Raw genomic sequence first — 24,919 nt, 5'->3', positions numbered from 1 at the left:
GACGCCCTGGGCACCGACGAAGGCGAAGGGGGTGCGGGGCACGGTGTATCAGGTGGCATTCGTACCGCCTTGCAGCGATAGCGCATTGCAATGCATCAGCAGCGCGGGACCGTCCGGCGTCACGACCTCGCGCACGGGGTGAAAGCCCGCATGCGTATAGCAGCGGATCGCGCGCGCATTGTCCGGGCGCGGGTCGGTCTGCACCAGGGTCACTGCCGGGTCGGCCAGCAGTTGCTGGACAAAGGCCCGCACCATGGCGCGACCCATGCCCTGGTTCAACTGGTCCGCATGCGCGAGAAACTGGTCGATGCCGCGCACGCCGGGGTCGGTCACGTCCTCCCACCAGCCATCGCCCGAGCCCATGGCGGCATAGGACTGGATGAAACCGATGGGTGCTCCGTTGAGCGAGGCGATATAGGCCAGCGTGGCGCCTGGGGCGCCCTGCTCCGCCACCAGGTCCGCATGCAGCTCGTCGATGCTGTCTGGCGGCTCCCACCATTGCGCGACATGGGGCTGCAGCAGCCAGCCATGCAGCAGGGGCAGGTCCTGCGCGCGCAGCAGGTCAAAGCGAAAGCCGGTCACTGCACTCCCCGCGCTCAGGCCGGCCGCCGGGCCATCAGCGCCCACAGGCCTGCAGCGCCCAGCAGCGAGCCCCCGGCCAGGTTGAAGCGGCGCTGCGCGCGCGGCGAGGCCAGCAAGCGGCTGGCCGAACCGGCGAACACCGCGTAGGCCGTGGCGTTGAGCGCCGCCAGGGTGACGAAGGTGGCGGCCAATATCCACATCTGCTGTGCGATGGGTGCACCCGGACGGATGAACTGCGGCAGGAAAGCCACGAAAAACACGATGCCCTTGGGGTTGAGCGCCGTGACCAGGTAGGTATTGGCGAACAGCTTCCAGCGCGAGCCGGGGGCCTTGGGTGCGGTGATCTCCGCCACGCCCACGCCGGCGCGCAGCATCTTGAAGGCCAGGTACAGCAGGTACAGGCCGCCGGCCCACTTGATGACCGTGAACCAGAAGGCCGAGGTGGCCAGCAGCGTGCCCAGGCCCAGCAGCGATACGGCCAACGCCGTCGAGTCCCCCAGCGCCACGGCCGCGACCAGCGGCACATTGGCGCGACGCCCGTGGGCCATGGAATAGCTGATCACCGTGAGGATGGTGGGGCCGGGGATGATGAGCATCACCGCGCAGGCGGCGACAAAGGCGAACCAGACTTCGAGGGACATGGGGCAGTGCTCCAGGGGACAATAGGTGGTGCGCCAGTATGGCAAAAATGGCGCACGCCCGTTAAGGTGCGGCATCCTGCCCACCCCACGGAGCCGCCCCATGGACACCGATTTTCCCAGCGCCGTCCCGGAGATTCCGGTGACCGACATGGCGCGTGCCCTGCAGTACTACGAGAAGCAATTGGGCTTCAGCATCGACTGGGGGCGCGACGGTGGGCCGATCGCGGGCATCTCGCAAGGCCGCAGCCGCATCTTCCTGACCACCGCCGAGATCCGCGACTACTTCCACAGCCAGCCGCCGGCGGTGGTCTGGTTCAACCTGGACAGCCAGGACGCCGTGGACGCGCTGCACCGGCACTGGGCGGGCCGGGGCGCGACCATTCTTCACCCGCCCGAGTCCAAGGAATGGTCGCGGCTGCACGAGTTCGTGGCCACCGACCCGGACGGGAATTTCCTGCGCGTGTTCTACAACTTCTGACCGCGTCAGTAACCCGCCGGGATGTCGGGCTCGACCAGTTGCAGCAGCAGGGTCAAAGACTCCTGCCAGCCCAGGTAGCACGACTCGGCGGGGATCACGGCGGGGATGCCCTCTTGCACCACGCTCATCTCGGTGCCGCAGGACACGGGGGTCAGCGTGACGGTGGTGGTCATCTCGCCGGGCAGGTTGGCATCGTCGAAGCGCGCGCTGTAGCGCAGGCGTTCGCCCGGCACCAGCTCCAGGTAGGTCCCGCCAAACGAATGGCTGCCGCCCGCGCCGTGGTTGGTGAAGGACATGCGGTAGGCGCCACCGACGCGGGCGTCGAGCGCATGCACCTCGGCCGTGAAGCCGTGCGGCGGCAGCCACTTGACCAGGGCCTGCGGTGTGAGGAAGGCGCGGTAGATGCGGTCGGGCGTGGAACGGATCACGCGGTGGAGGCGGACGGTGCCGGTGGTAGCAGTGCTCATGATCGAATGCCTGTGAAGAAGCAGAGGACGGCCCTCTGTGGACTACGACGTGCGACCATGGCCCAGATCGACACCGAGCAGCCCAGGGTAATCCCTTATTTTTCGGAATCGCTGCGCGCAAGGTCTACCAGCAGGTCCAGCCGCCGCACCGTGGCCCAGGTGTCGCGCTTGAAGGCGCGGTGGTCGCCCTCGGCCCCCGAGTCGAGGAACACCGACTCCACCGTCACGCCCTCGGCAGCCAGGGTCTGCAAGGCCTCGTCCCGGTGGGTGCGCAGGTGCTCCGCCCATTCCTGCACCCGGGGCAGGGAGCCGGGCTGAAGCCGGATGCGGGCACAGACGACGTCTTCGGGCAAGGTGGCGGACCTCGCTCGCGCAAGAAAAAAGGGCCACTATCGCCGGTGCACCCGGCGATGGCAACCCTTTGGCACAGGGGCAGAGAGCCCCAGTGGGAACCGGTCAGTCGAGTTTCACACCCGCTGCCTTGATGATCTCACCCCAGCGCTTGGATTCGGCACGCGCCATGGTGCGGAACTGCTCGGGCGTGCCGGGCAGCGGTTCCATGCCGAAATCAGTCATGCGCTTGAGCACGGCGGGGTTGGCCAGCGCCTTGTTGAGGTCGCCGTTCAGGCGCGCGGTGATGGCGGCCGGCAGGCCCGCGGGGCCCAGGATGCCCTGGAAGGCATAGACCTCGGTATTGGGCACGCCGGCCTCGGCCAGCGTGGGCACGTCGGGCAGGGCCGACACGCGCTTGGCCGAGCCGATGGCCAGGGCACGCACCTTGCCACTGGTGATGACGGGCAGTCCTGCCGCCAGGTCCAGGAACATGCAGGGCACCTGGCCGCCCATCACGTCCTGCAGCGCCGGCGCCGCGCCGCGGTAGGGGATGTGCGTGAGGAAGGTCTTGGTGCGGTTCTTGAACATCTCCATCGCCAGGTGGTGCGGCGAGCCATTGCCGGGCGATGCGTAGTTGAGTTTGCCGGGGTTGGCCCGCGCATAGGCCAGGAATTCCTTGAGCGTCTTGGCCTCGAAGGACGGATGCACCACCAGCGCCAGCGGAAAGCGGCTGATGCCGCCCACATAGGTGAAGTCCTTCTCGGGGTTGAACGGCAGCTTGGTGAACAGGTGCTCGTTGAAGGCCAGCACAGCGTTGTCGGCCGACATGAAGGTGTTGCCGTCGGGCTTTGCCGTGGCGACCATCTGCGCGCCGATATTGGTGGCCGCGCCGGGGCGGTTGTCCACCACGATCTGCTGGCCCAGGGTCTGGCGCATGGCCTCGGCCACGGTGCGGGCCAGCACATCGGTGCCGCCGCCGGCCGGGTAGGGCACGACCCAGCGCAGGGGCTGGTCGGGCCAGGCCGCCTGGGCCTGGGCCCAGGGCGCCGCGGCAGAGGCACCGGCGGCCGCCAGGGCGGAAAGAACAGTTCGGCGTTGCAGGGTCATGGTTGTCTCCGTGATGTGAAGAAAGAAATCAGGTGGCCGGCGGGGCTGGCTAGCGCTGCGCCTGGGGCGCCGGTCCCTGGCGCGTGCCCGGTGGCGCGTGGGGCACGCGCGTGACGCGGAAACCCTTGGCGGCCATCAGGGCCGGCAGGCCCTCCGGGCCCACCATGTGCAGCACGCCCACCGCTGCGAACACGGCGTGGCCCGCCGCATGCTGGGCAGCGATGCCATCGGCCAGCGCGGGATTGCGGCCCTGCACGATGCGCGCGTAGTCGGCACGGTCTTCTACCGTTTTCAGGCAGTCGCACCAGTCGCCATAGTCGCGCAGGGTGTCGAGCTGCCCTTCGGCCCAGGCCTGTGTGAGGGTGGTGATGATCTTGCGCGCCTGGCCGCCTTCAAGCTGGCGCAGGCCTTCTTCCAGCGTGCGAGCGACCTTGGCCGGGTCGTCCGAGACCAGCAGGGCGATCTGCGCCTCGGCGGACTCCAGCGAGACCACCTTCTTGTCCATGGCGCGCGCCAGGCCTGCGAGGAACAGGTCGATGCCATAGGCCGGGTCGATCCCCACGGTGCGTGCCGCCAGCCCGACCAGCGACATGAGCTGGATCTCGGGCCGCAAGCGCACCAGGGTGGCATCGGCGCACAGGGCTTCGCGCTGCGCGCGCAGGCGCCGGGCCAGCGACTCGGGCAGCGGAGGTGTCTGGGGCCCGGGCAGCACGGCCGTGGCCAGCCCGCCAGCCACCGCCGGGTCCATCAGGTCCACTTCGAGCGCGATGCGGTCTGCGCGGCGCAAAGCTTCGCGCACTGAAGGCCCGGGCAGCACCCAGCCGCGCTCGGCGGCGTGGATGGTGCCGTAGAGCCAGCTGGTGCGGCCGTCCTTCTCGATGCGCCAGAGCAGGCCGCGGTCACGGTCGTCGCGCCGGGCCACCTCGGCATCGGCAGGCCCGATGGGTGTGGCTGCGGGCGGGCAGGCGCGGGCCGGCTCCACCGGAGCCTGGGCCTGCACCGCCCAGGCAGGCAGCAGCAGTGCCAGGCTAGCCGCGCCGGCGCGCAGGCACCGGCTCAGACCCCAGGCCATCAGCTCGGCTCCACGATGGCTTGGTCAATGGCACCGAAGATGCTGGCGCCGTCCTTGCCCTTGACCTCGATGCGGATGGTGTCGCCGAACTTCATGAACTCGGTGCTGGGCTTGCCGTCCTGGATGGTCTCGATGCAGCGCTTCTCGGCGATGCAGCTGTAGCCCTTGGGCCATTCGGTGCGGCCGCCCTGCTCCACGCCCTTGTTGCTCACGGTGCCGCTGCCGATGATGGAGCCGGCACGCACGTTGCGCGTCTTGGCCACGTGGGCGATGAGCTGGCCGAAGTGGAAGGTCATCTCGGGGCCGGCATCGCACATGCCGACCTTGCGGCCGTTCCAGGTGGATTGCACCACGAGGTCCAGGCGGCCGTGGTTCCAGGCGTCGCCCAGCTCGTCCAGGGTCACGGCCACGGGGCCGAAGGCAGTGGCCGGCTTGCTCTGGAAAAAGCCGAAGCCCTTGGCCAGCTCGGCCGGGATCAGGTTGCGCAGGCTCACGTCGTTCACGATGGTGACCAGGCGGATACCGTCCAGGGCCTGCTCGGGCGTGCTGCCCATCTTCACGTCGCCGGTGATCACGGCGATCTCGGCCTCGAAGTCGATGCCCATGGCCTCGCTGGGCACCACCACGTCGTCGCAGGGGCCGATGAAGTCGTCGCTGCCGCCCTGGTACATCAGCGGGTCGGTGTAGAAGCTCTCGGGCACCTCGGCATTGCGCGCCTTGCGCACCAGCTCCACGTGGTTGATGTAGGCCGAGCCGTCGGCCCACTGGTAGGCGCGCGGCAGCGGGGCCATGCACTGGGCCGGGTCGAAGGGGAAGGCATGGCGCGCACGGCCGGCGTTGAGCTGGTCGTACAGGTCCTGCAGTTGGGGCGAGAGGAAGCCCCAGTCGTCCAGCACCTGCTGCAGCTTGCTGGCGATGCCGGTCGCATAATGGGCCGTGCCCAGGTCGCGCGAGACGACGACCAGTTGGCCGTCGCGCGAGCCGTCTTTGTAGGTGGCGAGTTTCATGGAGGCAGGATCCTTTGTCTCTGGACGGTCAACCCGCAGCGCAAATTACGCTTGGGTAAATTGATTTAACTAAACAAAACCATCAAATTTTAGTGCACATGGACAAAGAACGTGCAGGTATCCAGTCCGTGGAGGTCGGCTTTGCCCTGCTGGAAGGACTCACGCGCGCCCGCGGGCCGCTCATGCTCAAGGACCTGGCGGCCTCGGCCGGCATGAGCGCGGCCAAGGCCCACCGCTACCTGGTGAGCTTCCAGCGCCTGGGCCTGGTCACGCAGGACAGCCGCACCGCACGCTACGACCTGGGGCCGGGGGCGCTGAAGCTCGGCCTGGCCTCGCTGGCGCGGCTCGACGCGGTGCGACTGGCGCGCGAGCGCATGCCGGCGCTGATGGAGCAGATCGGCCACACGCTGGCGCTGGCGGTCTGGGGCAACCATGGGCCCACCATCGTGCACTGGGAAGAGTCGCCCCAGGCCGTGACCGCCAACCTGCGCCTGGGCGACGTGATGCCGCTGCTGTCATCGGCCACGGGCCGCTGCTTTGCCGCCCACCTGGCACCCGAGGTGGCCGCACCGCTGCTCCAGGAAGAACTCGCCCGCGCGACCAAGATGCGCCGCACCGACCTGCCCACCACCATGGACGAGGTGCAGACCCTGCTGGCCGACGTGCGCGCGCGCGGCGCGGCGCGCGTGGTGGACACGCTGCTGCCCGGCATCGTGGGCTTTTGCGCGCCGGTGTTCGACGCCGACGGCCACCTGGAGCTGGGCATCACCACGCTGGGCTCGGTCGCCACCTTCGACCCCGAATGGGGCGGCGCCATCGACACCCCGCTGCGCGCAGCCGCGGCCCAGCTCTCGCACGACCTGGGCGCAGGCGCCGCATGATGCCGGGGCCATCCCGCTGATGCCCCGGCGCGCGCTGATCGCCCTCACCGCGCTGGTGCTGGCCCTGCACTGGCTGCTGCTGCGCGGCGTGCCGCTGGCCTGGGACAGCCCGGCCGCCCCCACGGGCCAGGTGTTCAGCACGCGCACCATCGCGGCGGCGCCCGCGCCCGTGGCAGCACCGGAGCCCGCACCTTCGGCCGCGCCTGCCCCGCCGCCCGCGGCGCCAGCCCCCGCACCGCGCAAACGCACGCCACGCCCTCCAACGGCCACCGAAGCCGCGCCCGCCCAGCAGCCCGCAACCCTGTCAGATCCCGTGCCCCCGCCCGAACCGGCCACGGAGGCGACAAGGTCCACGGCCGTGGTCGAGCCCCCTCCTGCCGCGCCGGAGCCCGCGGCCTCTGCCGCTGTGGCGGCCGCATCCAGCCCGGCCGCTCCCGCTTCCGCACCGGCGGAAGTGAATCCCACGGCCGCCGGCATCGACATCGCGCCCCCCGGCAGCGGCACGGGCCAGAACGCCAGCGCCGCAGCGCCACCGGTGCAGATTCCGGCCCCGGTGCGCCTGACCTACGAGGTCAAGGGCCAGGCCAAGAAGTTCGACTACACGGCACGGGCCGAGCTGCTGTGGCAGCACGATGGCAGCCGCTACGAGGCGCGCCAGGAGGTGAGCGCCTTCCTCCTCGGCTCACGCACCCAGCGCAGTACCGGCCTGGTCACCGCCCAGGGCCTGCAGCCCGAGCGTTTCGGCGACCGCTCGCGCAGCGAGCAGGCCGCGCATTTCGACTATGGCAAAGGGCTGGTGACCTTCAGCGCCAATACGCCACAGGCCGCCATTGGCCCCGGCGCGCAGGACCGGCTGAGCATGTTCATCCAGCTGGCGGCCATGCTGGCGGCCGACCCCGCACGCTACACGCCGGGCACGCAGATCACGCTGACCACCGTGAGCGCCCGCAATGCCGACCGCTGGACCTTCAGCGTCGAAGCCCCCGAAACCCTGCACCTGCCCGTGGGCGCCACGCCCGCCCTGAAGCTGCTGCGCCTGCCGCGGCGCGACTACGACCAGAAGGCCGAGCTGTGGCTGGCGCCGGGCCTGGGCTACCTGCCCGTGCGCATCAAGCTCACCCAGTCCAATGGCGATTTCGCCGACCTGCTGCTGCGCGGCAGCGACAAACCCTGATCGGCGGCCTGCAGTCGCGGCGCTGTGCACCGCCGGTGCGGCGGATGCGTTGTAGGAGAGTGGCGCGACCGGTGTTGCATTCTTCCCACCCGGGGCGAAATCCCCCTGCGAAACTGTCGCTGCGCACAATTCGTGAAATACTGTTACCACGCAGAGCCGGCCCCCAGGGCTTGAACTCTGCCGACCCGCTGTCATCTGACATTCATATCGACAAAGGGAACACGATGCACATGCTCTACGACTCCGAATCCTTTGTGGTGGTCCATATGCTGCCCGACGCCCGGGAGTCCGCTGGCCAGGCGCTCAACGACACGGCACCGCCCAAGCCCCAGCTCGCACGCCACGGCTTCGAGATCGTGGACAAGCGCTCGGGCAAGGAGGTCTACCTGGACGGATCGTGGGCCGAGATGTTCCAGCAGCAGATCCTGGCCTGGCAGCGTGACACCCCGACGCAGGAAGAAGTGGAAGACGCCCTGGACCGCTACGCAGGCCTGGCGCAGAACCCCGTCGTGGTCCACTGACGCACGTCCCTCGGCGGATCACTCCGCCGGGTAGATCCGCCGGAAAAGCGGCTCCACCAGGATCAGCACGGCGATCAGCCGGCACACCTGGAAGGCTGTGACCACGGGCACGCCCAGCTGCAGCACCTTGGCCGTGATGGCCATCTCGGTGATGCCGCCCGGCGATGTGCCCAGCAGCAGCGTCACCCAGGGCAGGCCCGTGCCCCAGGCGAGCAGGCCCGCAAACAGCGCGCAGATGCCCATGAGCCCGAAGGTGCCCAGCGCCACCGTGCCCAGCCAGCGCGGCGCCGTGCGCAGGAAGTCGGCGCGGAAACGCACCCCCAGGCTGACCCCGATGACGAGCTGGGCCGCGTTGGACAGCCCCTGCGGCACGGCCGAGAAGACGATGCCCGCCATGGCAAAGCCCATGGACACCACCAGCGCCCCCATGAACCAGGGGTTGGCACGGCCCAGTTTGTCCATGGCCAGGGCGCCCGCCCCCGTGAGCACGGCCAGCAGCGCCAGGCCCGGCCAGTCCACCACGCGCGTGGCCGGGGGCAGGATGTCGAGGCCGTGCAGTCCGCTCCACTGCAGTGCAAAGGGAATGGTCACGGTGACGATGAGCAGGCGCAGGCTGTGGCTCGCCGCGACGAGGTCGGTGCGTGCGTTCTCGCGCTCGGCCAGCAAGGTCATCTCCGACGCGGCGCCGATGGCGCCCGAGAAATAGCTGGTCGCACGCATCATGCTCGCCGGCACGCCATGCATGCGCGGCGCATGCACGCGGTACAGCCAGGCGCCGAACAGCCAGCCCAGCACCAGCGCCCAGGCGATGCCCAGCGCGATGGCCCACCACAGGCCGGCCACCAGGCCCATGACCTGGGGCGTGAAGTACAAACCCAGTGCCGCGCCGATGGTCCACTGCCCGGCATTGCGCAGCGGGCCCCAGCTTTCGGTGGGCGCACCGGCGATGGACAGCAGCGAGGTGGCCAGCAGCGGGCCGATCATCCAGGGCAGCGGGGTTTGGAGGGCCACGCAGGCGGCGGCCGCCGTCCAGGCCACGGCCAGGGTGAGCAGCACGCGGGTGGCGAATTGGAAATAAGTACGCATACGAAAGGCGGGACCTGCGAGTATCGCCCGCGCACGCCGATGGCCCCGAAAGCCCTGCACTGCCCGTAGGGCATGGCAGGCATCGCCAGCTACGCGGACCGAAGATCCGGCCCCGGATCGCTGCAGGCGGCCTGCGCCAGCAGCGACAGGCGCTGCACCAGCGGCGCGAACAGCTCCACGGGCGTGTGGCCATAGCCCAGCACCAGACCGTTGTCCTCGGGCCGGGGCTGCAGCGCGAAGGCCGACAGCGGCGCAGGCGCCATGCCGTGCTCGCGTGCGGCGCTGGCGATGGCCTGGTCCGGGTAGCCGGGCGGCAGGCGCAGCAAAAGGTGCATGCCGCAATGGCCGCCCTCGATGCCATGGGGCACCGCCAGGTGCTGCCCCAAGGCGGCGCGCAGCTGCTGCTGGCGCTCGCGGTAGAGGCGGCGCATGCGGCCCAGGTGGCGGCCGAACTGGCCACTGTCGATGAAGTCCGCCAGCGCCAGTTGGGCATGGCGCTGGCCGCCGCGCAGCATTTCGGCCAGGGGCCGGCGCACCGCGGCAAGCACCGCCTCGGGCAGCACCAGAAAGCCGATGCGCAACGCGGGGAACATGGTCTTGCTGAAGGTGCCCACATAGAGCACCGGCGCCCCATCGGCCAGGCCCTGCATGGCGGCGATGGGCTCGCCACCGTGGCGAAACTCGCTGTCGTAGTCGTCCTCGATGATCCAGGCGCCATGGCGCCGCGCCTGCTCCATGAGCGCCAGGCGCCGCGCCACCGACAGCACGGCCCCGCCCGGGTACTGGTGCGAGGGCGAGGTGTAGACCAGGCGCGGCGTGTGCGCGCGCCAGTCGGACTCATCGGCCACCAGGCCCTGCGCATCCACCCGCATGGGCACGGTGTGCAGGTCACCCGCATGCAGGGCCGACTGGGCGCCGCGGTAGCCGGGGTCCTCCACCCAGGCCGTGTCGCCGGGGTTGCTGAGCAGGCGCACGCACAGCACCAGGGCCTCCTGCGCGCCTTCGGTGATCACCACCTGCTCCGGTGCGCAGCGCACGCCCCGGGCCAGCGCCAGGTGGCGCGCAATGGCGGTGCGCAGCGCCATTTCGCCCAGCGGGTCGCCATAGCCCAGGGCGGCAGGGCCGCCATCGCGCAAGGCACGGTCGAGTGCGCGGCGCCAGGCAGCCAGCGGAAACTGCGACAGGGCCGGCATGCCCGGGCTCAGCCAGTGGGCCGCTGCCGGGCGTGGCACCCTCGGCTGGATCCGTGCCAGGCGCGCGGCCGTCGCAGGCAGCGGTGCGGCCCGCACGGGCACCACGCCTGGCACCGGGGGCAGCAGCGACGCCACGCGCGTGCCCTGCCGGTCGGAGTGCACATAGCCCTCGGCCAGCAGGTGCTCATAGGCAGCCGTCACCGTATTGCGCGACAGGGCCAGGGCCTCGGCCAGGGCGCGCGAGCCGGGCAGTGGGCTGCCGGCGGCGAGCCGCCCGTCCAGGATGGCCTGCCGCAGCCGCTGGAACAGTTGGCGCCGCAGCGGTTCGGCCCCCGGGTGGTGGTCCAGTGCCTGCTCCAGCAGGGTCTGGGGGACCGGGAGGGCATCTTTCGGGAGAGCGTTGCGCATTCGTGGCACCTGAAAATCATCTGCATCTGGCACTTTTCGCAATGCCACGCTCAGTTTACCGTGGAGGCTCGGTCGGGCCCATGGCCCGCTCCCGTTTCTTTTCACTCCCTGCAACCAAGGACCTTCCCCGCATGGCATCCACCCTGAACGCCTACCAGCAACCCATCGGCCCCGCCCTGCCCGGCTGGAGCGCGCGCCCGCGCCCCGCACGCGACACGATCGAAGGCCGCTACTGCCGCCTGGAGCCCCTGGATGCGGCGCGCCACGCCGCCCAGCTGCATGCCGCCTATGTGAAGGCCACGGACGGTCGCCACTGGACCTACATGACGGTGGGCCCGTTTGCCGACGAGGCCAGCTACCGCGCCCATTGCGAGCAGGCGGCGGCCAGCGCCGACCCGCTGCACTATGCGGTGATCGACCAGCGCACCGACAAGGCCGTGGGCACGCTGTCGCTGATGCGCATCGATCCCGCCAACGGCGTGGTCGAGGTCGGGCATGTGATGTTCTCGCCGCTGCTGCAGCGCACCCCGATCTCCACCGAGGCGCAGTACCTGCTGATGAAGTACGTGTTTGCCGATCTGGGCTACCGGCGCTACGAATGGAAATGTGACAGCCTCAACGGGCCCTCGCGCCAGGCGGCCGCGCGCCTGGGTTTCAGCTTCGAAGGCATCTTCCGCCAGGCCATCGTCTACAAGGGCCGCAGCCGCGACACGGCCTGGTTCTCCATCGTCGACAGCGAGTGGCCAACGCTCAAGGCCGGCTTCGAGCGCTGGCTGGCCGCAGACAACTTCGATGCCCAGGGACAGCAGCGCGCGTCGCTCACGGCACTGCGCGCGGCAATCCCGGCGGTAGCGACGGCCTGATCGCCCCGGCCCGCGGGGCCTGGCGCCGCGCAGCCATCTCGCGCCCCATGGGCTCCAGGGCGTCGGGCCGCAGCAGCTGCAGCACGGACGGGTAGGCCACGCCTTCCTCGTCCGCGATATGGCGTGCATAGCGCCCGGCAAAGCGATCGAGCGCGGCCTCGTCCGCAGCGCCAAAGGCGCAGATCTGCCCATCCGCGAGGGCCTGCAATGGCTGCCGCGCCGCGGCCCAATCGGCCACCATGTCCCCATGGTCCTGCAGCAGGCGCCGCACCAGCGCGACCACCGCGGGCGCCCCCTGGGCCAGCAGCGGCGGAAACACATGCAGTTCCTCGTCCTGGTGGTGCAGGGGCGCCGCGATGTCGAAGTAGCGCAGCACGTCGCGCGCAGCCTGGCGGGCGGAATCGTCGCTGCCCCGCTCCCGGACGTGTTCGCGCAACCGGCCCAGCAATGCCAGCGTGCGCTGCACGCGCTCGTGGCAGGCCTCCAGCATGGCAAAGGGTTGCTCGAAGCCCACGGCCGGGGTGTTGAACCCGGGAGGCAAGCCCATCAGCACCGCCCCTCGGCCGGGTCGAAGGGCTGCACCACGCCATCGGCGCCCAGGGTGCTCACGTAGGCGCCCGCCCCAGGCCGCACGCGGGCCGCGGCCTTGCGCGCCTGCACCGTGCCGATGCTCAGGAAGCACAGGGCCAGCTCCTGCGGCCCCAGCCCGAAGAGCGCCCGCAGCCCCGCCGACTTGAGGGCCCGGCCACTGGTCAGGGCCGAGCCATAGCCTTGCGCCGTGGCCATGAGCAGCATGTTCTGCAGCGCACAGCCGGCGGACACCAGGCGCTCCGGCAGGTCGATGCGCGGATCGCCGCGGCCGGTGTCCACCACCGCCAGCACCAGCAGCGGTGCGCGGTAGGCCTTCTCGCGCGCCAGGGCCAGTTGCTCCGGCGAGGCGGCAGCGTCGCGCTCGGTCAGTGCCTGGGCGAACACCTCGGCCAGCGCCGCACGCGCGGCCTCGGGCACCAGCACAAAGCGCCAGGGCAGCAGTTGCCCGTGGTCAGGCGCATGGGCTGCCGCATCCAGGATGGCAGAGAGCTCGGCCCCGCTGGGGCCGGGCGCCACCAGGCGCTTGGGCAGCACGGTGCGGCGGGAGCGCACCAGCGCCCAGGCGCTGGCCGCCACGGCGTCCTTGCCCGGCGCCACGGGTGAATCGCCATGCGGCACGGGCCGCAGGGGCCAGGGGATCACCGCCATGGGCAGCCCCCGGGGGCCAGGCCGCCCCTCATCCGCAAGACCCCATGTGGCCGCACTGCGTGCAGTAGTCGCAGCCGTCCTTGCGGATCACGGCATGCGCCCCGCATTCCACGCACTTCTTGCCGGCCATGGCCTGGGGCACGGCGACTGGCGGCGGTGCGGGCTCCTCCAGCGGCAGCAGTTGCTGCACCGGGTCGGCCACGCGGCGCGCCAGGATGTTCTGGATGGCATAGGCCATGGCTGCGACCTCGGAGTCGTGCCACATCGGCACCTGCGTGCCGTCTTCCTTGCGGTGCGTGCCCAGGCGCACGGGGCCCCGGTCCCAGGCCACCTTGCGCATGTCGCTGAGCGCACGCTCCAGGAAGCCGCCGCGCGCCGCCAGCGAGAGCATGCGCATGCTGGAGGTGATCCACTGCTGCGATTCGCCGCTTTGTCCCACGGGCATGAAGAACTCGATGGCCCGGTCCACGGTGGCATTGCCCACGCCGGTGGGCACGGGCAGGAAGGAGACCAGCAGGTACAGGGTCTTGCGACCCTCCTGCGTCCAGTACTCGACCTTTTCAGCCACGGCCGAGAGGCCGCCCTTGGGGCGGCTCTCGATCACGGTGCGCATGGGGTCCACGGGCGGCGCGGCAGGTGCAGGCGCTGCCACCGGCGCACTGTGGGTTTCGAGCACCGATCCCAGGATGCTGTTGGGCCGGTAGGTCGCCAGGCCCTTGAGGCGCGCGCGCCAGGCCTGCAGGTACAGGTCCTTGAAGCCCTCGTACGGGTAGTCGGCCGGAATGTTCACGGTCTTGGAGATGGCCGTGTCCACATAGGGCTGCACGGCCTCCATCATCGCGATATGGCCCTCGGCCGGCATGGCCAGGGCCGAGACGAAATACTCGGGCAGCTGGTGCACATTGCCGCCGAGTTCGCGGTACAGGCGCCAGGCATGGTCTTCCACCGCGTACTCGCTGGTGCTGCCATCGGCCTCGCGCTTCTTGCGCTTGTAGGTCCACGAGAACGGCGGCTCGATGCCGTTGGAGGCATTGTCGGCAAAGGCCAGGCTCACCGTGCCCGTGGGCGCGATGGACAGCAGGTGGCTGTTGCGGATGCCGTGCGTGCGGATGGCATCCTTGATCGGTTCGGGCAGGCGGCTCGCAAACGTGCCCTGCGAAAGATAGGGTCCGGCCTCGAATTTCGGGAACGCGCCCTTCTCGCGCGCCAGGTCCACCGAGGCCAGGTAGGCCGCATCGCGCAAGGCCGCGGCAATGCGCACCGCCATCTCGCGCCCCTCGGGCAGGTCGTAGCGCAGGCACAGCAGGGCCAGCGTATTGCCCATGCCCGTGAAGCCCACTCCGATGCGCCGCTTGGCCATGGCCTCGTCGCGCTGCTGCGGCAGCGGCCAGAAGGTCACATCAAGCACATTGTCGAGCGCGCGCACCTGCAGCGCCACGGTCTGAGCAAACGCCTCGAAGTCGAACGAGGCCACCCCGCCAAAGCCGAAGGGGTTGCGCACAAAGCGCGTGAGGATGATGGGACCCAGGTCACAGCAGCCGTAGGAGGGCAGCGGCTGCTCGCCGCAGTTGTGCGCCACGATGCCGTTGGCATCGAAGGCGTGCACGTCGGCCACGGTCACGTCGTAGACATCCTCCACGCCATCGTCCACCAGCGCCTGCACGGTGGCAGTGAAGCGCTCGCGGTGCAGCGCGCGGCGGTAGCCCGCCAAGGCACTTTCGAGCCGCTCGGCTTTGTCGGTGTCCGCGAAGCCGATGCCCTCGGCAAACACCGCGATGTTGTCGCCGCTGAGCACCAGTTCGTGCTGTGCCCGCGTGCCGTACATCCGCAGGCCGCCTTTGCCATCGGGCATGGGGCGCTCGGCCGCAAGGCGCCGGTCACGGTAGAGGGTGGAGGCCATGCCCAGGCGCAGCAGCATGCGCTGCACGGTCTGCAGCAGTGCTTCATCGCTCTGCGCAAGCCGCACACTCACGCCCTTGTCCTGGCTGCCCTGCACCGACCCATCGGCATCGAACAGGCCACGCAGCAGGCCGCGTGCGAAGTCCGAAGACTGCCGCTCCATGGCCGGCGTGATGGCTTTGCGGCCCGGTGCCATGCCCAGGCCGAATGCCAGGTCGCGCAGCGCCGCGCTGGCCATGCGCGCCTCGCCCCGCCCGGCCACAGGCCGCTGGAAGCCACCGAAAGCGGCGCGGTGCGCCAGGGTGGCTGCAGCGGCCTCGGCCGCCTGCACGATGCCCGCCGCGCCTGTGGCGGCATAGGCCACGGTGCCCTGCCCCACGGCCTTGAGCTCGGGCGCCCAAACCGAAAGCACGGCCTTGTCGGCCTTGAGCGTGCCATCCCCGATGAGCAAACCCAGCAGGTAGCCCTCCGCCTCGCTGCCCGCACCGGCCCAGCCCTGCAGGGCCCGGTGGTCGTGCAGCACGATCTCGTCGCCGGGCGACAGCTGCGCCGCCTCGGCCCACTCCACCTCCAGGCAGTAGCGCGTCTTGCGCGCCACGCGGCGCACGCGGTGCTCAGCCGTCAGACGCAGCGCATGGCCCTCGCGCGTCTGCAGGCGCAACACCGGGCGCGTGCCCGTCTGGAAGAAGCCCTGGCTCTGCACACGGTAGGCGCGCCCGTCGACCACGGCACCGAAGGGCTGGCCGACCAGCTCGGCCACCTGGCGCGGCCCGTTGGTGGTGAGCACCCAGGTATCCGCCGTCACGCAGGGATTGGTGGCAGCGATGTCCTCGCAGTAGTGCAGGTTGTTGTCCTCGTTGATGTGGTCGAGGAACAGGATGCCCGGCTCGGCGAAATCGTAGGCCGACTGCATGATGGTGTCCCACAGCGCACGCGCCGGCACCGTGGCATAGACCCACTGGCCGTCGGCGCGCTGGTGCGCGCCCTGGGCGATCAGTGGCTCGCCGGGGCGGGCGCGGTGCACCAGCTCCCAGGGCGCGTCCTTTTCCACGGCCTGGACGAAGGCGTCGGGCACGCCGACCGAGACGTTGAAGTTGTTCCAGCGCCCGGGTGTGCGCTTGGCGGTGATGAACTCCTGCACATCGGGGTGGTCGATGCGCAGCACGCCCATCTGCGCGCCCCGCCGCGCACCCGCGCTCTCCACCGTGGAGCAGGACTGGTCGAACACATTCATGTAGCTGCACGGCCCCGAGGCCGTGGACGCCGTGCCCACCACGCGCGCGCCCTTGGGGCGGATGCGCGAAAAATCGTAGCCCACGCCGCCGCCGCGCCGCATGGTCTCGGCCGCCTCGCGCAGGGCTTCGTAGATGCCGGGGTAACCGCCCTCGTCCACGCCCTGGATGCAGTCGCCCACGGGCTGCACGAAGCAGTTGATCAGTGTGGCCTGGATGTCGGTGCCCGCCGCGCTCATGATGCGCCCGGCACCGATGGCGCCGGCCTGCAGGTTCTGAAGGAACAGCGCCTCGTACTTGTCGCGCAGCGCGGGCGCTTCGACCGAGGCCAGGGCGCGGGCCACGCGCCGGTAAAGGTCGTCGGCGCTGGTCTCGCCGTTCTTGAGGTATTTCTCGCGCAGGACGTCGAGGCTGATGGCTTGCATGGAGGTGGCGCCGGTCAAAGCACTGGATGTTTCGCGTTTCATGGCTGAAGGTCCTTGCGCTCCATCAAACAAGACGGGGATCCCCCGCACACTGCAAGCCGGCCGGGGAGGCGAAAGCAGCACCATACATCGGCCCTATAGCCACACTGCCACCGTGGCCTCCACCCCGTTCGGGTAGCCTTTGGCGTGCCGTTAGCATTGCGGCATGCGAATCATTACGCTTCTTCCCTCCTCTCTGACGCGCCGAGCCGTGCCCCTGGTGGCGACCCTGGCGCTCGCCGGCTGCGCCAACCAGCCCCCCGAAGTGCCGGCCTCCTGGCCCGCCCGCCTGCAGCAGGTGCTGCCTGCAGACGTGTTGCTGCTGGGCGAGCAGCACGATGCCGCCGAGCACCAGCGCCTGCAGCGCGAGGCCGCGCAATGGCTGGCCGCGCGCGGCGCACTCGCCGCCGTGGTGATGGAGATGGCCGAGCAGGGCGGCAGCACGGCCGGCCTGCCGCACGGTGCGACCGAGGCCCAGGCCCAGGCCGCCCTGAACTGGCAGGACAAGGCCTGGCCCTGGGCCAAGTACGGCCCGGTGGTCATGGCGGCCGTGGAGGCCGGCGTGCCGGTGCTGGGCGGCAACCTGCCGCGCAGCCAGATGCGCGCCACCATGGGCCAGACGCACTGGGATGCGCACCTGCCCGCGCCCGCACTGCAGCGCCAGTACACCGAGATCCGTGACGGCCACTGCGGCCTGCTGCCCGAAGCGCAGATCGCGCCCATGGCCCGTATCCAGATCGCCCGCGATGCCAGCATGGCGCAGACCGCCACCTCGGTCCTGCAGCCGGGAAAAACGGTGCTGCTCATCGCCGGGGCCGGCCATGTCTGGCGCAGCCTGGGCGTGCCCACGCACCTGGGCAGCGGCGTGAAGACCCAGGTGGTGGTGGCACGTGCCGGCGGCGCGCCGGCTGTCACGCACGCCGATGCCGACCTGCTGGCCCCTACGCCCGCACTGCCGCCGCGCGATGCCTGCGCCGAGCTGCGCGAGCAGTGGAAGGCCGCCCCGCGCCAGCCCTGAAATGAAACACCCCCTGAGTCGCTTCGCGCCTTCACCCCTCTCTCATATTGCTTCGCAATCTGGGAGGGGGACGCCCCCAGCGCGGCGGGGCGGCCCTTGCGCGGGGGCACTGGCTTGGGCCGCGCCAGTTTCAGACGTCGCGGGTGGCGCGCAGCGCGATGAATAACTGATACGGGCTCGACAACGGCGCGGCTGCTCAGCCGCCAGCCAGGCTTGGCGCGGGCTGTGCCCGGAGCAGCGCGGCAAACGCCGGCGCGCGCAAGGGCCGGCTGCACAGGTAGCCCTGGTAGGCATCACAGCCCCGCTCTTGCAGGAAGGCCAGTTGCGCAGGCGTCTCCACGCCCTCGGCCAGCACCGACAGGCCCATGCTGTGGCCCATGGCGATGATGGCCGCGCTGATGGCCATGTCGTCGGCGCTCTGCGGGATGTCGCGGGTGAAGCCCTGGTCGATCTTGAGCACGTCGATGGGAAAGCGCTTGAGCTGGGCCAGCGATGAATAGCCGGTGCCGAAGTCGTCGACCGCGATGCGCACGCCCAGGCCGCGCAGGCCCAGCAGCACCTGCAGGGCCTCCTCGGCGCGCTCGGCCAGCGCGGACTCAGTGATCTCCAGCTCCAGCAGCGACGCCGGAAAGCCCGCGTCGGCCAATGCCGCCGCCGTGCAGCCGGCCACATCGGTCAGGTGGAACTGGCGCGGCGAGACATTCACGGCCAGCGTCAGCTCGGGCAGGCCCTCGTCGCGCCACAGCCGGCCCTGGCGGCAGACTTCGCGCAACACCCATTCGCCCAGCGGGCCGATGACGCCCGAGGTCTCGGCCACGGGGATGAAGCGCGCGGGCGAGATGAGCCCCTCGTCGGGGTCGTTCCAGCGCACCAGGGCCTCGGCCCCGGCGATGCGGCCCGTGGCAATGTCCACCTGGGGCTGGTAGTACACCTCCATGTGGCCCTGGGCCAGCGCCAGGCGCAGGCGCGACTCCAGCGCCAGGCGTTCGCGCGCGGCCTGGGTCATGGTCTCGTGGAAGAAGCACCAGGCGCCGCGGCCGCGCGCCTTGGCGCCATAGACGGCCGCATGCGCGCCCTGCTGCAGCCCATCCACCGTGTCCGCATGGGTGGGGAACATGCAGATGCCCACGCTGGCCCCGGCCACCACCTCCAGCCCATCGGGCGAGCGCCAGGGCTCTGCCACGGCGGCGATCAGCTGGCGCGCCACGGCGGCCGCGCCCTCGGAGTTGCGCATGTGGCGCGCCACCACGGCCAGTTCGTCGCCCGCCATGCGACCCAGCAGGTCGCCCGGGCGCAGGGCCGACTGCACCTGGCGCGCGATGTGCTGCAGCACCTGGTCGCCGGTGGCATGGCCGTAGCTGTCGTTCACGTCCTTGAAGCGGTCCAGGTTGATCAGCAGCACGGCCAGGTGCTCGCCGCTCAGCCGCGCCTCGCCCACGGCCTCGGCCAGTTCGGCGCCAAAACGCAGGCGGTTGGACAGGCCGGTGAGCGCATCGTTGTGCGCCAGAAACTCCAGGCGTTGCTGCTGCGCCTTCTCTTCGGAGATGTCGGAGAACATGCAGACGTAGTGCGTCACGGCGCCTGCCGGGTCGCGCACCGCGCTCAGCGACATGTGCTCGGGAAACACCTCGCCGTTCTTGCGCCGGTTCCAGATCTCGCCCTGCCAGTGGCCCGTGCTGTGCAGCGCCCCCCACATGGCGTCGTAGAAAGCCTTGTCGTGGCGGCCCGACTTGAAGACGCGCGGGTTCTGGCCCAGCAGTTCGGTTTCGGTATAGCCCAGCAGGCGGGTGAAGGCCGCATTGACCGAGAGGATGCGGCCCTGGGCGTCGGTCACCACCACGCCTTCGATGGTGTTGTCCACCACCGTGCTGGCCAGGCGCTGGCGCTCCTCGCTGGTGGCCAGCGCCGCCCGCACGGCCGCGATGTCGCCGCGCTCCTGCAGCGCGCGCATGCGCGCCCGCTCGGCCTCGCGCGCACGGTGCGCCAGCCAACCGGCCAGCGCCCCGGTGAGCAGCACGTAGAGCCAGCCCTTCCAGGTCTGGTAGCGCGTCAGCGCGCCCGGCTCCGTGACCCAGTGGGCCAGCAGCAGATCGCCCATCAGCACCCACGCCACACCCAGCACCAGGTACAGCGCCGCCACGCGCCAGGGAACCAGTGGCCTCGGGCCCGCCAAGTCTTGCATGAAATCCTTCTTCCCAACCGATTCCGGGCCTTGCTGCGACAATGGCGCAGCTATGACGACCCAAGCCTACATCCTTACCCTGTCCTGCCCCGACCGCCTGGGGCTGGTGCACGCAGTCTCCGGCTTCCTGCTGGAGCATGGCGGCAACATCGAAGAAGCCGCCCAGTACAACGACCATGCCACGGGCCTGTTCTTCATGCGCGTGCAGTTCGCCTGCGACCAACACGACCATGCCACGCTCAAGGAGCGCCTGACCGCGTTTGCCGAGCCCAACCAGATGCGCTGGAGCCTGCACGCCACGGCAGCGCCGGTCAAGACCGTGCTCATGGTCAGCAAGGAAGGCCACTGCCTCAACGACCTGCTGTTCCGCTGGAAATCCGGCCTGCTGCCCGTGGACATCCGCGCCATCATCAGCAACCACCGCGACTTCTACCAGCTGGCGGCCAGCTACAACGTGCCCTTCCACCACATCCCCGTCACGGCCGCCACCAAGGCGCAGGCCGAGGCCAAGCAGTACGAGATCATCGAGGCCGAAGGGGCCGAACTGGTGGTGCTGGCGCGCTACATGCAGGTGCTGTCAGACGACCTGTGCAAGAAGCTCGCCGGCCGTGCGATCAACATCCACCACAGCTTTTTGCCCAGCTTCAAGGGCGCCAAGCCCTACTACCAGGCGCACGACCGGGGCGTGAAGCTCATCGGCGCCACCGCCCACTACGTCACCGCCGACCTCGACGAAGGCCCGATTATCGAGCAGGACGTGGCCCGCGCCGACCACACCGACACGGTGGAAGACCTCACCGCCCGCGGCCGCGACACCGAAAGCCAGGTGCTGGCCCGCGCCGTGAAGTGGCACAGCGAGCACCGCGTGCTGCTCAACGGGCACAAGACGGTCGTCTTCCGCTGAGCGCCTGATGGCCACGGCCGCCCCCTCCTCGTTCCTCAGCAGCGCGGCACGGCGCATCCCGCCCATCCAGTGCCTGCTGACCTTCGAGGCGCTGGCGCGCCTGCGCAGCGTGACGCAGACGGCCGACGAGCTGTGCGTCACGCCCAGTGCGGTGAGCCACCGCGTCAAACAGCTCGAGCAGATCCTGGGCGTGCGCCTGTTCGGGCGGGCCGATTTTTCGCTGACCACCGAGGGCAGCGCCTACCTGGCCCATGTGCGCGAGGGCCTGGGTGCGCTGCAGCGCTTTCCGGGTGCGGCCGCCGCCCCGGGCCGGCGCCGGCTCAAGCTGGCCGTGACGCCGACCTTTGCGCGCACCATCCTGATCCCGCGCCTGCGCCAGTTCACCGAGGCTTACCCCGAGATCGACCTGGCACTGCAGGTCTCCATCCCGCTGCTCGATGTGGTGGCCGAGGATGCCGACCTGATGGTGCGCTTCGGCCCCGGCCACTATGCCGATGTGGAGCATGTGGAGCTGGCGCGCGACGTGGTCACACCCCTGGCCTCGCCCGCCTTCGTGCGCGAGCACGGCCCCTTTGACCGCCCCGAAGACCTGGAGGGCGTGCCCCTGCTGCGCAGCCCGCTGGAGCCCTGGCGCACCTGGTTCGCAGCCACCCAGCTGGACTGGGCCGAGCCCAGCGAGGGCTCGCAGTTCAACGACATCGGCCTGATGTGCGACGCCGCTGCCGCCGGCATGGGCGTGGCCCTGGTGCGCCTGAAGCTGGGGGCGCCCTGGCTGGAAAACGGCACGCTGGTGCGCCTGTTCGAGACCGACAGCGCCAGCCCCCATGCCCACTACCTGTGCTGGCGCACGGGCACCATGGACCGCTGGGAATGCGCGGCCTTTGCCGAATGGCTGCGCAAGACCATGGTCTGAGCGTGCGCGCGGCCCTGCCCGGGGACGCCGCCGCCATCGCACGCATCCATGTCGCGGCCTGGCAGGCCGCGTACGCAGGCCTCATCGATGCTGCCTTTCTGGCCGCCCTGTCCGTACCCCAACGCGAGGCCTGGTGGTCAGGTGCGATTGCCAAGGGCAGCCCCGAATTGCTGGTCGCACACGGTGAGGATGGTGTCCTGGCCGGCTGGGTCGCACTGGGCGACTGCCGCGACGCTGGCGCACCGGCCACCCGGGGCGAGGTCTGGGCGATCTATGTAGACCCGGCCCGCTGGGGCCAGGGCGCCGGCCACCTGCTCTGGCAGCATGCGCGGGCGCGGCTGGTCGCCCAGGGCCGCACCGAGGCCAGCCTGTGGGTGCTGGCCGCCAACCAGCGCGCGATCCGCTTCTATACCGCGCAGGGCTTCGCGCCCGACCCAGGGAGTGACAGAACCATCACCGTGGCGGGCGCGCCGCTGAACGAACTGCGCCAGATCTGTCCATTGATCCAGCGGTAGGCCCCGGCAGCGTATTTCACGCACCGCCCCCAAAAAATCTCACGGCGCAGCGGGCCGCTATGGCCTACAGTGGCGGCATGCAGTCGACCGCCTCTCCACCCCTCGCAGCCAAGGCCCCCACCGGACCCACGCCAGCCGAACGCAATGCGCGCCAGGCCGAGGTGGTGCAGGCCCTGTCGCGCACCGTACCCGCCCATGCCTTGCTCTGGAACGCCGAGGACACCACACCCTACGAATGCGACGGCCTCACCGCCTACCGCCAGCGCCCGCTGGTGGTCTGCCTGCCCGAGACCTATGAGCAGGTGCAGGCCGTGCTGCAGGCCTGCCACCGGCTGCATGTGCCCGTGGTGGCGCGCGGCGCGGGCACGGGCCTGTCGGGCGGGGCCATGCCCGACGCCATGGGCGTGACGCTGTCGCTGGCCAAGTTCAACCGCATCCTCAAGGTGGACCCGGTGAGCCGCACGGCCCTGGTGCAATGCGGCGTGCGCAACCTGGCCATCAGCGAGGCGGCCGCGCCCTACGGCCTGTACTACGCGCCCGACCCCAGCAGCCAGATCGCCTGCACCATCGGCGGCAACGTGGCCGAGAACTCGGGCGGCGTGCACTGCCTGAAATACGGCCTCACGGTGCACAACGTGCTCCAGGTGCGTGGCTTCACCATCGAGGGCGAGGCCGTGGAGTTCGGCAGCGAAGCGCTCGACGCCCCCGGCTACGACCTGCTGGCCGCCGTGATCGGCAGCGAAGGCATGCTGGCCGTGACCACCGAGGTCACGGTGCGCCTGGTGCCCAAGCCCCAGTTGGCGCGCTGCATCATGGCCAGCTTCGACGACGTGCGCAAGGCGGGTGCCGCGGTGGCCGCGGTCATCGCGGCCGGCATCATTCCTGCGGGCCTGGAGATGATGGACAAGCCCATGACCGCCGCGGTCGAGGACTTCGTGCACGCGGGCTACGACCTCGCTGCCGAGGCCATCCTGCTGTGCGAGAGCGACGGCACACCCGAGGAAGTGGAGGAAGAAATCGGCCGCATGACCGAGGTGCTGCGCGCCGCAGGCGCCGTGGCCATCTCGGTGAGCCGCGACGAGGCCGAGCGCCTGCGCTTCTGGAGCGGGCGCAAGAACGCCTTCCCGGCCAGCGGCCGCATCAGCCCCGACTACATGTGCATGGACTCGACCATCCCGCGCAAGCGCCTGGCCGACATCCTGCTCGCCATTGCCGAGATGGAGAAGAAATACCAGCTGCGCTGCGCCAACGTGTTCCACGCGGGCGACGGCAACCTGCATCCGCTGATCCTGTTCGATGCCAACGACCCCGACCAGCTGCACCGCTGTGAGCTCTTCGGCGCCGACATCCTGGAGACCAGCGTGGCCATGGGCGGCACGGTGACGGGCGAGCACGGCGTGGGCGTGGAAAAGCTCAACAGCATGTGCGTGCAGTTCAGCGCCGAGGAAAACGCGCAGATGGCGGGCCTCAAGCACGCGTTCGACCCGGCCGGCCTGCTCAACCCTGGCAAGGTGATTCCCACACTGCACCGCTGCGCCGAATACGGCAAGATGCTGGTGCGCGCGGGGCAGATCAAGCACCCGGACCTGCCCCGGTTCTGATCCCCTCGTGCAACACCCAGAGCCGCCCTCTGCGGCGCCACCCGCACCCAGCCCCATGAAGGGCCTGCAGGGCCTGGCCTTCCTGCTGCTCATGCAGTCGGCCGGCGAGGCGCTGTCGCATTTTCTGCACCTGCCCGTGCCCGGTCCGGTGGTCGGCATGGTGCTGCTGCTCCTGGCGCTGCAATGGGACCCGGTGCAGCGGGCCGTGGCGCCGGCGGCAGGCTTTCTGCTCACCCACCTGTCGCTGCTGTTCGTGCCGGTGGGCGTGGGGGTGATGACGCACCTCGATCTGCTGGGCGCCTATGGGCTGCGGCTGGTGGTGGTGATCGTGCTGTCCACCTGGGCCGGCATGGCGGCCACGGTGCTGGTGCTGCGCCTGTTCAAGCCCCGGCCGGAAATCCGGGAGGCGGGTGATGGCCAACTTCGTTGAGCTCTGGCTCTACCTCTCGCAAGCGCCGCTGTTCGGCCTCACGGCCACGCTCGCGGTGTACGTGCTGGCGCAGGCGTTTTCCGCACGCATGGGCCATGCGGCCTGGGCCAACCCGGTGCTGTGGTCGGTGGTGGTGCTGGCCTGCGCGCTGCTGGCCACGGGCACGGCCTACCCCACCTTCTTTGCCGGAGCGCAGTTCATCCACTTTCTGCTCGGGCCCGCCGTGGTGGCCCTGGGCTGGCCACTGTGGCTGCGCCGGGCCGAACTGCGCCAGCGCTGGGGCCGCCTGTTGCTGGCCGCGCTGGCCGGCGGCACGGCCGCGGCCACCAGTGCTGTGGGCCTGGGCTGGGCCATGGGCCTGCCGCCGGACATGCTGATGTCGCTGGTGCCCAAGTCGGTCACCGCGCCAGTGGCCATGGGCGTGGCCGCGCAGATCGGCGGCGTGCCGGCGCTGGCGGCACTGTTCGCGGTGCTCACCGGCATGGTGGGCGCGCTCTCGGGCCGCACCCTGTTTGGCTGGCTGCGTGTGGGCACCGATGCCCCCGGCATGGTGGCCCGCGGCTTTGCACTGGGCACCGCCTCGCACGGCATCGGTGCCGCACAGGCGCTGCAGGACGATGCCGATGCGGGCGCCTATGCCGGCCTGGCGCTGGGCCTGCAGGTGGTGCTGGCGGCCCTGCTGGTGCCGCTGGTGGTGAAGTTGTTCTGA

Annotated in this window: 24 protein-coding genes and 1 pseudogene; 12 read left to right on the top strand and 13 right to left on the bottom strand. The window is 70.3% G+C overall.

All coding sequences use genetic code 11. The annotated features are described in order from the left end of the window. Nucleotides 1-48 precede the first annotated feature (48 nt). Both AC3WOH_RS17145 and AC3WOH_RS17140 read right to left on the bottom strand, forming a co-directional pair. Nucleotides 49-582, bottom strand: a complete 534-nt coding sequence (locus tag AC3WOH_RS17145; protein ID WP_492230490.1) for a GNAT family N-acetyltransferase — start codon at nucleotides 580-582, stop codon at nucleotides 49-51. A gap of 14 nt (nucleotides 583-596) precedes the next feature. Continuing rightward, the gene (locus AC3WOH_RS17140; RefSeq protein WP_492230489.1) at nucleotides 597-1,223 is read right to left on the bottom strand and encodes a LysE family translocator; all 627 of its coding nucleotides are present in this window, start codon (nucleotides 1,221-1,223) and stop codon (nucleotides 597-599) included. Nucleotides 1,224-1,323: 100 nt separating this feature from the next. On the opposite strand from AC3WOH_RS17140, the gene AC3WOH_RS17135 reads away from it, so the two are divergent. Beyond that, nucleotides 1,324-1,701: a VOC family protein gene (locus tag AC3WOH_RS17135; RefSeq protein ID WP_492230488.1), complete on the top strand. Its 378-nt coding sequence runs from the start codon at nucleotides 1,324-1,326 to the stop codon at nucleotides 1,699-1,701. A 5-nt stretch (nucleotides 1,702-1,706) separates the two neighbouring features. Here AC3WOH_RS17135 and AC3WOH_RS17130 read toward each other — a convergent pair whose 3' ends face one another. From AC3WOH_RS17130 to AC3WOH_RS17110, 5 genes are all read right to left on the bottom strand, one after another. After that, nucleotides 1,707-2,168, bottom strand: coding sequence for an SRPBCC family protein (locus AC3WOH_RS17130; protein WP_184859183.1), 462 nt, complete (start codon nucleotides 2,166-2,168; stop codon nucleotides 1,707-1,709). 95 nt (nucleotides 2,169-2,263) lie between these two features. Continuing rightward, a complete protein-coding gene (locus tag AC3WOH_RS17125) occupies nucleotides 2,264-2,521 on the bottom strand; it encodes a DUF6176 family protein (protein WP_492230487.1) in 258 nt (85 codons plus the stop codon). Between the two features lie 103 nt (nucleotides 2,522-2,624). Next, a complete protein-coding gene (locus AC3WOH_RS17120; protein ID WP_492230587.1) occupies nucleotides 2,625-3,602 on the bottom strand; it encodes a Bug family tripartite tricarboxylate transporter substrate binding protein in 978 nt (325 codons plus the stop codon). A 55-nt stretch (nucleotides 3,603-3,657) separates the two neighbouring features. Beyond that, nucleotides 3,658-4,680: a TraB/GumN family protein gene (locus AC3WOH_RS17115; protein ID WP_492230486.1), complete on the bottom strand. Its 1,023-nt coding sequence runs from the start codon at nucleotides 4,678-4,680 to the stop codon at nucleotides 3,658-3,660. After that, a complete protein-coding gene (locus AC3WOH_RS17110) occupies nucleotides 4,680-5,687 on the bottom strand; it encodes a fumarylacetoacetate hydrolase family protein (RefSeq protein WP_492230485.1) in 1,008 nt (335 codons plus the stop codon). The genes AC3WOH_RS17115 and AC3WOH_RS17110 overlap by 1 nt, the downstream gene beginning before the upstream one ends. A 98-nt stretch (nucleotides 5,688-5,785) precedes the next feature. On the opposite strand from AC3WOH_RS17110, the gene AC3WOH_RS17105 reads away from it, so the two are divergent. The 3 genes from AC3WOH_RS17105 to AC3WOH_RS17095 all read left to right on the top strand — a co-directional run bounded on the left by AC3WOH_RS17105 (nucleotide 5,786) and on the right by AC3WOH_RS17095 (nucleotide 8,263). Next, nucleotides 5,786-6,568, top strand: a complete 783-nt coding sequence (locus tag AC3WOH_RS17105; RefSeq protein WP_184859191.1) for an IclR family transcriptional regulator — start codon at nucleotides 5,786-5,788, stop codon at nucleotides 6,566-6,568. Between the two features lie 19 nt (nucleotides 6,569-6,587). After that, nucleotides 6,588-7,742, top strand: coding sequence for a DUF3108 domain-containing protein (locus tag AC3WOH_RS17100; RefSeq protein WP_492230484.1), 1,155 nt, complete (start codon nucleotides 6,588-6,590; stop codon nucleotides 7,740-7,742). A gap of 224 nt (nucleotides 7,743-7,966) precedes the next feature. After that, entirely contained in the window at nucleotides 7,967-8,263 is a 297-nt protein-coding gene (locus tag AC3WOH_RS17095) for a BTH_I0359 family protein (protein ID WP_184859195.1), read from the top strand. Between the two features lie 18 nt (nucleotides 8,264-8,281). On the opposite strand, the gene AC3WOH_RS17090 is transcribed toward AC3WOH_RS17095, so the two are convergent. Both AC3WOH_RS17090 and pdxR read right to left on the bottom strand, forming a co-directional pair. After that, nucleotides 8,282-9,349 carry an AbrB family transcriptional regulator gene (locus AC3WOH_RS17090; protein WP_492230483.1) on the bottom strand — a complete coding sequence of 356 codons (1,068 nt, stop codon included), beginning with the start codon at nucleotides 9,347-9,349 and terminating at the stop codon, nucleotides 8,282-8,284. A gap of 89 nt (nucleotides 9,350-9,438) precedes the next feature. After that, a complete protein-coding gene (gene pdxR, locus AC3WOH_RS17085) occupies nucleotides 9,439-10,950 on the bottom strand; it encodes a MocR-like pyridoxine biosynthesis transcription factor PdxR (RefSeq protein WP_492230482.1) in 1,512 nt (503 codons plus the stop codon). A gap of 131 nt (nucleotides 10,951-11,081) precedes the next feature. On the opposite strand from pdxR, the pseudogene AC3WOH_RS17080 reads away from it, so the two are divergent. Further along, nucleotides 11,082-11,789: pseudogene (locus AC3WOH_RS17080) on the top strand (GNAT family N-acetyltransferase); the annotation flags it as partial. On the opposite strand, the gene AC3WOH_RS17075 reads toward AC3WOH_RS17080, so the two are convergent. Genes AC3WOH_RS17075 through AC3WOH_RS17065 form a run of 3 tightly spaced genes read right to left on the bottom strand, consistent with a single transcriptional unit; the run spans nucleotide 11,770 to nucleotide 16,650 of the window. Beyond that, nucleotides 11,770-12,360, bottom strand: a complete 591-nt coding sequence (locus AC3WOH_RS17075) for a hemerythrin domain-containing protein (protein WP_492230481.1) — start codon at nucleotides 12,358-12,360, stop codon at nucleotides 11,770-11,772. The pseudogene AC3WOH_RS17080 and the gene AC3WOH_RS17075 sit on opposite strands and share 20 nt — an antisense overlap. After that, nucleotides 12,360-13,052 carry a nitroreductase family protein gene (locus tag AC3WOH_RS17070; RefSeq protein WP_492230480.1) on the bottom strand — a complete coding sequence of 231 codons (693 nt, stop codon included), beginning with the start codon at nucleotides 13,050-13,052 and terminating at the stop codon, nucleotides 12,360-12,362. The genes AC3WOH_RS17075 and AC3WOH_RS17070 overlap by 1 nt, the downstream gene beginning before the upstream one ends. Before the next feature lie 28 nt (nucleotides 13,053-13,080). Beyond that, nucleotides 13,081-16,650, bottom strand: a complete 3,570-nt coding sequence (locus AC3WOH_RS17065; RefSeq protein WP_492230479.1) for a ribonucleotide reductase barrel domain-containing protein — start codon at nucleotides 16,648-16,650, stop codon at nucleotides 13,081-13,083. Between the two features lie 163 nt (nucleotides 16,651-16,813). Here AC3WOH_RS17065 and AC3WOH_RS17060 point away from each other — a divergent pair, with 163 nt between their 5' ends. After that, nucleotides 16,814-17,665: a ChaN family lipoprotein gene (locus AC3WOH_RS17060; protein ID WP_492230478.1), complete on the top strand. Its 852-nt coding sequence runs from the start codon at nucleotides 16,814-16,816 to the stop codon at nucleotides 17,663-17,665. A 196-nt stretch (nucleotides 17,666-17,861) separates the two neighbouring features. Here AC3WOH_RS17060 and AC3WOH_RS17055 read toward each other — a convergent pair whose 3' ends face one another. Next, nucleotides 17,862-19,847, bottom strand: coding sequence for a putative bifunctional diguanylate cyclase/phosphodiesterase (locus AC3WOH_RS17055; protein ID WP_492230477.1), 1,986 nt, complete (start codon nucleotides 19,845-19,847; stop codon nucleotides 17,862-17,864). 52 nt (nucleotides 19,848-19,899) lie between these two features. Here AC3WOH_RS17055 and purU point away from each other — a divergent pair, with 52 nt between their 5' ends. From purU to AC3WOH_RS17025, 6 genes are all read left to right on the top strand, one after another. After that, nucleotides 19,900-20,751, top strand: coding sequence for a formyltetrahydrofolate deformylase (gene purU / locus AC3WOH_RS17050; RefSeq protein WP_184859227.1), 852 nt, complete (start codon nucleotides 19,900-19,902; stop codon nucleotides 20,749-20,751). Nucleotides 20,752-20,758: 7 nt separating this feature from the next. After that, nucleotides 20,759-21,664, top strand: a complete 906-nt coding sequence (locus AC3WOH_RS17045) for a LysR substrate-binding domain-containing protein (protein WP_492230476.1) — start codon at nucleotides 20,759-20,761, stop codon at nucleotides 21,662-21,664. Continuing rightward, the gene (locus AC3WOH_RS17040) at nucleotides 21,640-22,179 is read left to right on the top strand and encodes a GNAT family N-acetyltransferase (protein WP_492230475.1); all 540 of its coding nucleotides are present in this window, start codon (nucleotides 21,640-21,642) and stop codon (nucleotides 22,177-22,179) included. The genes AC3WOH_RS17045 and AC3WOH_RS17040 overlap by 25 nt, the downstream gene beginning before the upstream one ends. Before the next feature lie 77 nt (nucleotides 22,180-22,256). Beyond that, the gene (locus tag AC3WOH_RS17035) at nucleotides 22,257-23,780 is read left to right on the top strand and encodes an FAD-linked oxidase C-terminal domain-containing protein (protein WP_492230474.1); all 1,524 of its coding nucleotides are present in this window, start codon (nucleotides 22,257-22,259) and stop codon (nucleotides 23,778-23,780) included. Between the two features lie 55 nt (nucleotides 23,781-23,835). Then, nucleotides 23,836-24,210, top strand: coding sequence for a CidA/LrgA family protein (locus AC3WOH_RS17030; RefSeq protein WP_492230473.1), 375 nt, complete (start codon nucleotides 23,836-23,838; stop codon nucleotides 24,208-24,210). After that, nucleotides 24,194-24,919 (top strand): LrgB family protein, encoded by a 726-nt coding sequence (locus AC3WOH_RS17025; RefSeq protein ID WP_492230472.1) that lies wholly within the window; start codon nucleotides 24,194-24,196, stop codon nucleotides 24,917-24,919. The genes AC3WOH_RS17030 and AC3WOH_RS17025 overlap by 17 nt, the downstream gene beginning before the upstream one ends.

This window comes from Acidovorax sp. FW305-C-20-28, from assembly GCF_058783375.1.
The sequence above is the reverse complement of the archived record's forward strand: the minus strand, read 5'-3'. Positions and strand labels throughout refer to the sequence as shown.

Bases quoted from the DNA above. Each gene is read 5' to 3' on its own strand.
- AC3WOH_RS17135 (WP_492230488.1), top strand. From the start codon at position 1,324: ATGGACACCGATTTTCCCAGCGCCGTCCCGGAGATTCCGGTGACCGAC.
- AC3WOH_RS17110 (WP_492230485.1), bottom strand. From the start codon at position 5,687: ATGAAACTCGCCACCTACAAAGACGGCTCGCGCGACGGCCAACTGGTC.
- AC3WOH_RS17140 (WP_492230489.1), bottom strand. From the start codon at position 1,223: ATGTCCCTCGAAGTCTGGTTCGCCTTTGTCGCCGCCTGCGCGGTGATG.
- AC3WOH_RS17095 (WP_184859195.1), top strand. From the start codon at position 7,967: ATGCACATGCTCTACGACTCCGAATCCTTTGTGGTGGTCCATATGCTG.
- AC3WOH_RS17060 (WP_492230478.1), top strand. From the start codon at position 16,814: ATGCGAATCATTACGCTTCTTCCCTCCTCTCTGACGCGCCGAGCCGTG.
- AC3WOH_RS17030 (WP_492230473.1), top strand. From the start codon at position 23,836: ATGAAGGGCCTGCAGGGCCTGGCCTTCCTGCTGCTCATGCAGTCGGCC.
- AC3WOH_RS17100 (WP_492230484.1), top strand. From the start codon at position 6,588: ATGCCCCGGCGCGCGCTGATCGCCCTCACCGCGCTGGTGCTGGCCCTG.
- AC3WOH_RS17090 (WP_492230483.1), bottom strand. From the start codon at position 9,349: ATGCGTACTTATTTCCAATTCGCCACCCGCGTGCTGCTCACCCTGGCC.
- AC3WOH_RS17065 (WP_492230479.1), bottom strand. From the start codon at position 16,650: ATGAAACGCGAAACATCCAGTGCTTTGACCGGCGCCACCTCCATGCAA.
- AC3WOH_RS17040 (WP_492230475.1), top strand. From the start codon at position 21,640: ATGGCTGCGCAAGACCATGGTCTGAGCGTGCGCGCGGCCCTGCCCGGG.
- AC3WOH_RS17055 (WP_492230477.1), bottom strand. From the start codon at position 19,847: ATGCAAGACTTGGCGGGCCCGAGGCCACTGGTTCCCTGGCGCGTGGCG.
- AC3WOH_RS17045 (WP_492230476.1), top strand. From the start codon at position 20,759: ATGGCCACGGCCGCCCCCTCCTCGTTCCTCAGCAGCGCGGCACGGCGC.
- AC3WOH_RS17130 (WP_184859183.1), bottom strand. From the start codon at position 2,168: ATGAGCACTGCTACCACCGGCACCGTCCGCCTCCACCGCGTGATCCGT.
- purU (WP_184859227.1), top strand. From the start codon at position 19,900: ATGACGACCCAAGCCTACATCCTTACCCTGTCCTGCCCCGACCGCCTG.
- AC3WOH_RS17035 (WP_492230474.1), top strand. From the start codon at position 22,257: ATGCAGTCGACCGCCTCTCCACCCCTCGCAGCCAAGGCCCCCACCGGA.
- AC3WOH_RS17115 (WP_492230486.1), bottom strand. From the start codon at position 4,680: ATGGCCTGGGGTCTGAGCCGGTGCCTGCGCGCCGGCGCGGCTAGCCTG.
- AC3WOH_RS17075 (WP_492230481.1), bottom strand. From the start codon at position 12,360: ATGGGCTTGCCTCCCGGGTTCAACACCCCGGCCGTGGGCTTCGAGCAA.
- AC3WOH_RS17105 (WP_184859191.1), top strand. From the start codon at position 5,786: ATGGACAAAGAACGTGCAGGTATCCAGTCCGTGGAGGTCGGCTTTGCC.
- AC3WOH_RS17025 (WP_492230472.1), top strand. From the start codon at position 24,194: ATGGCCAACTTCGTTGAGCTCTGGCTCTACCTCTCGCAAGCGCCGCTG.
- AC3WOH_RS17070 (WP_492230480.1), bottom strand. From the start codon at position 13,052: ATGGCGGTGATCCCCTGGCCCCTGCGGCCCGTGCCGCATGGCGATTCA.
- pdxR (WP_492230482.1), bottom strand. From the start codon at position 10,950: ATGCGCAACGCTCTCCCGAAAGATGCCCTCCCGGTCCCCCAGACCCTG.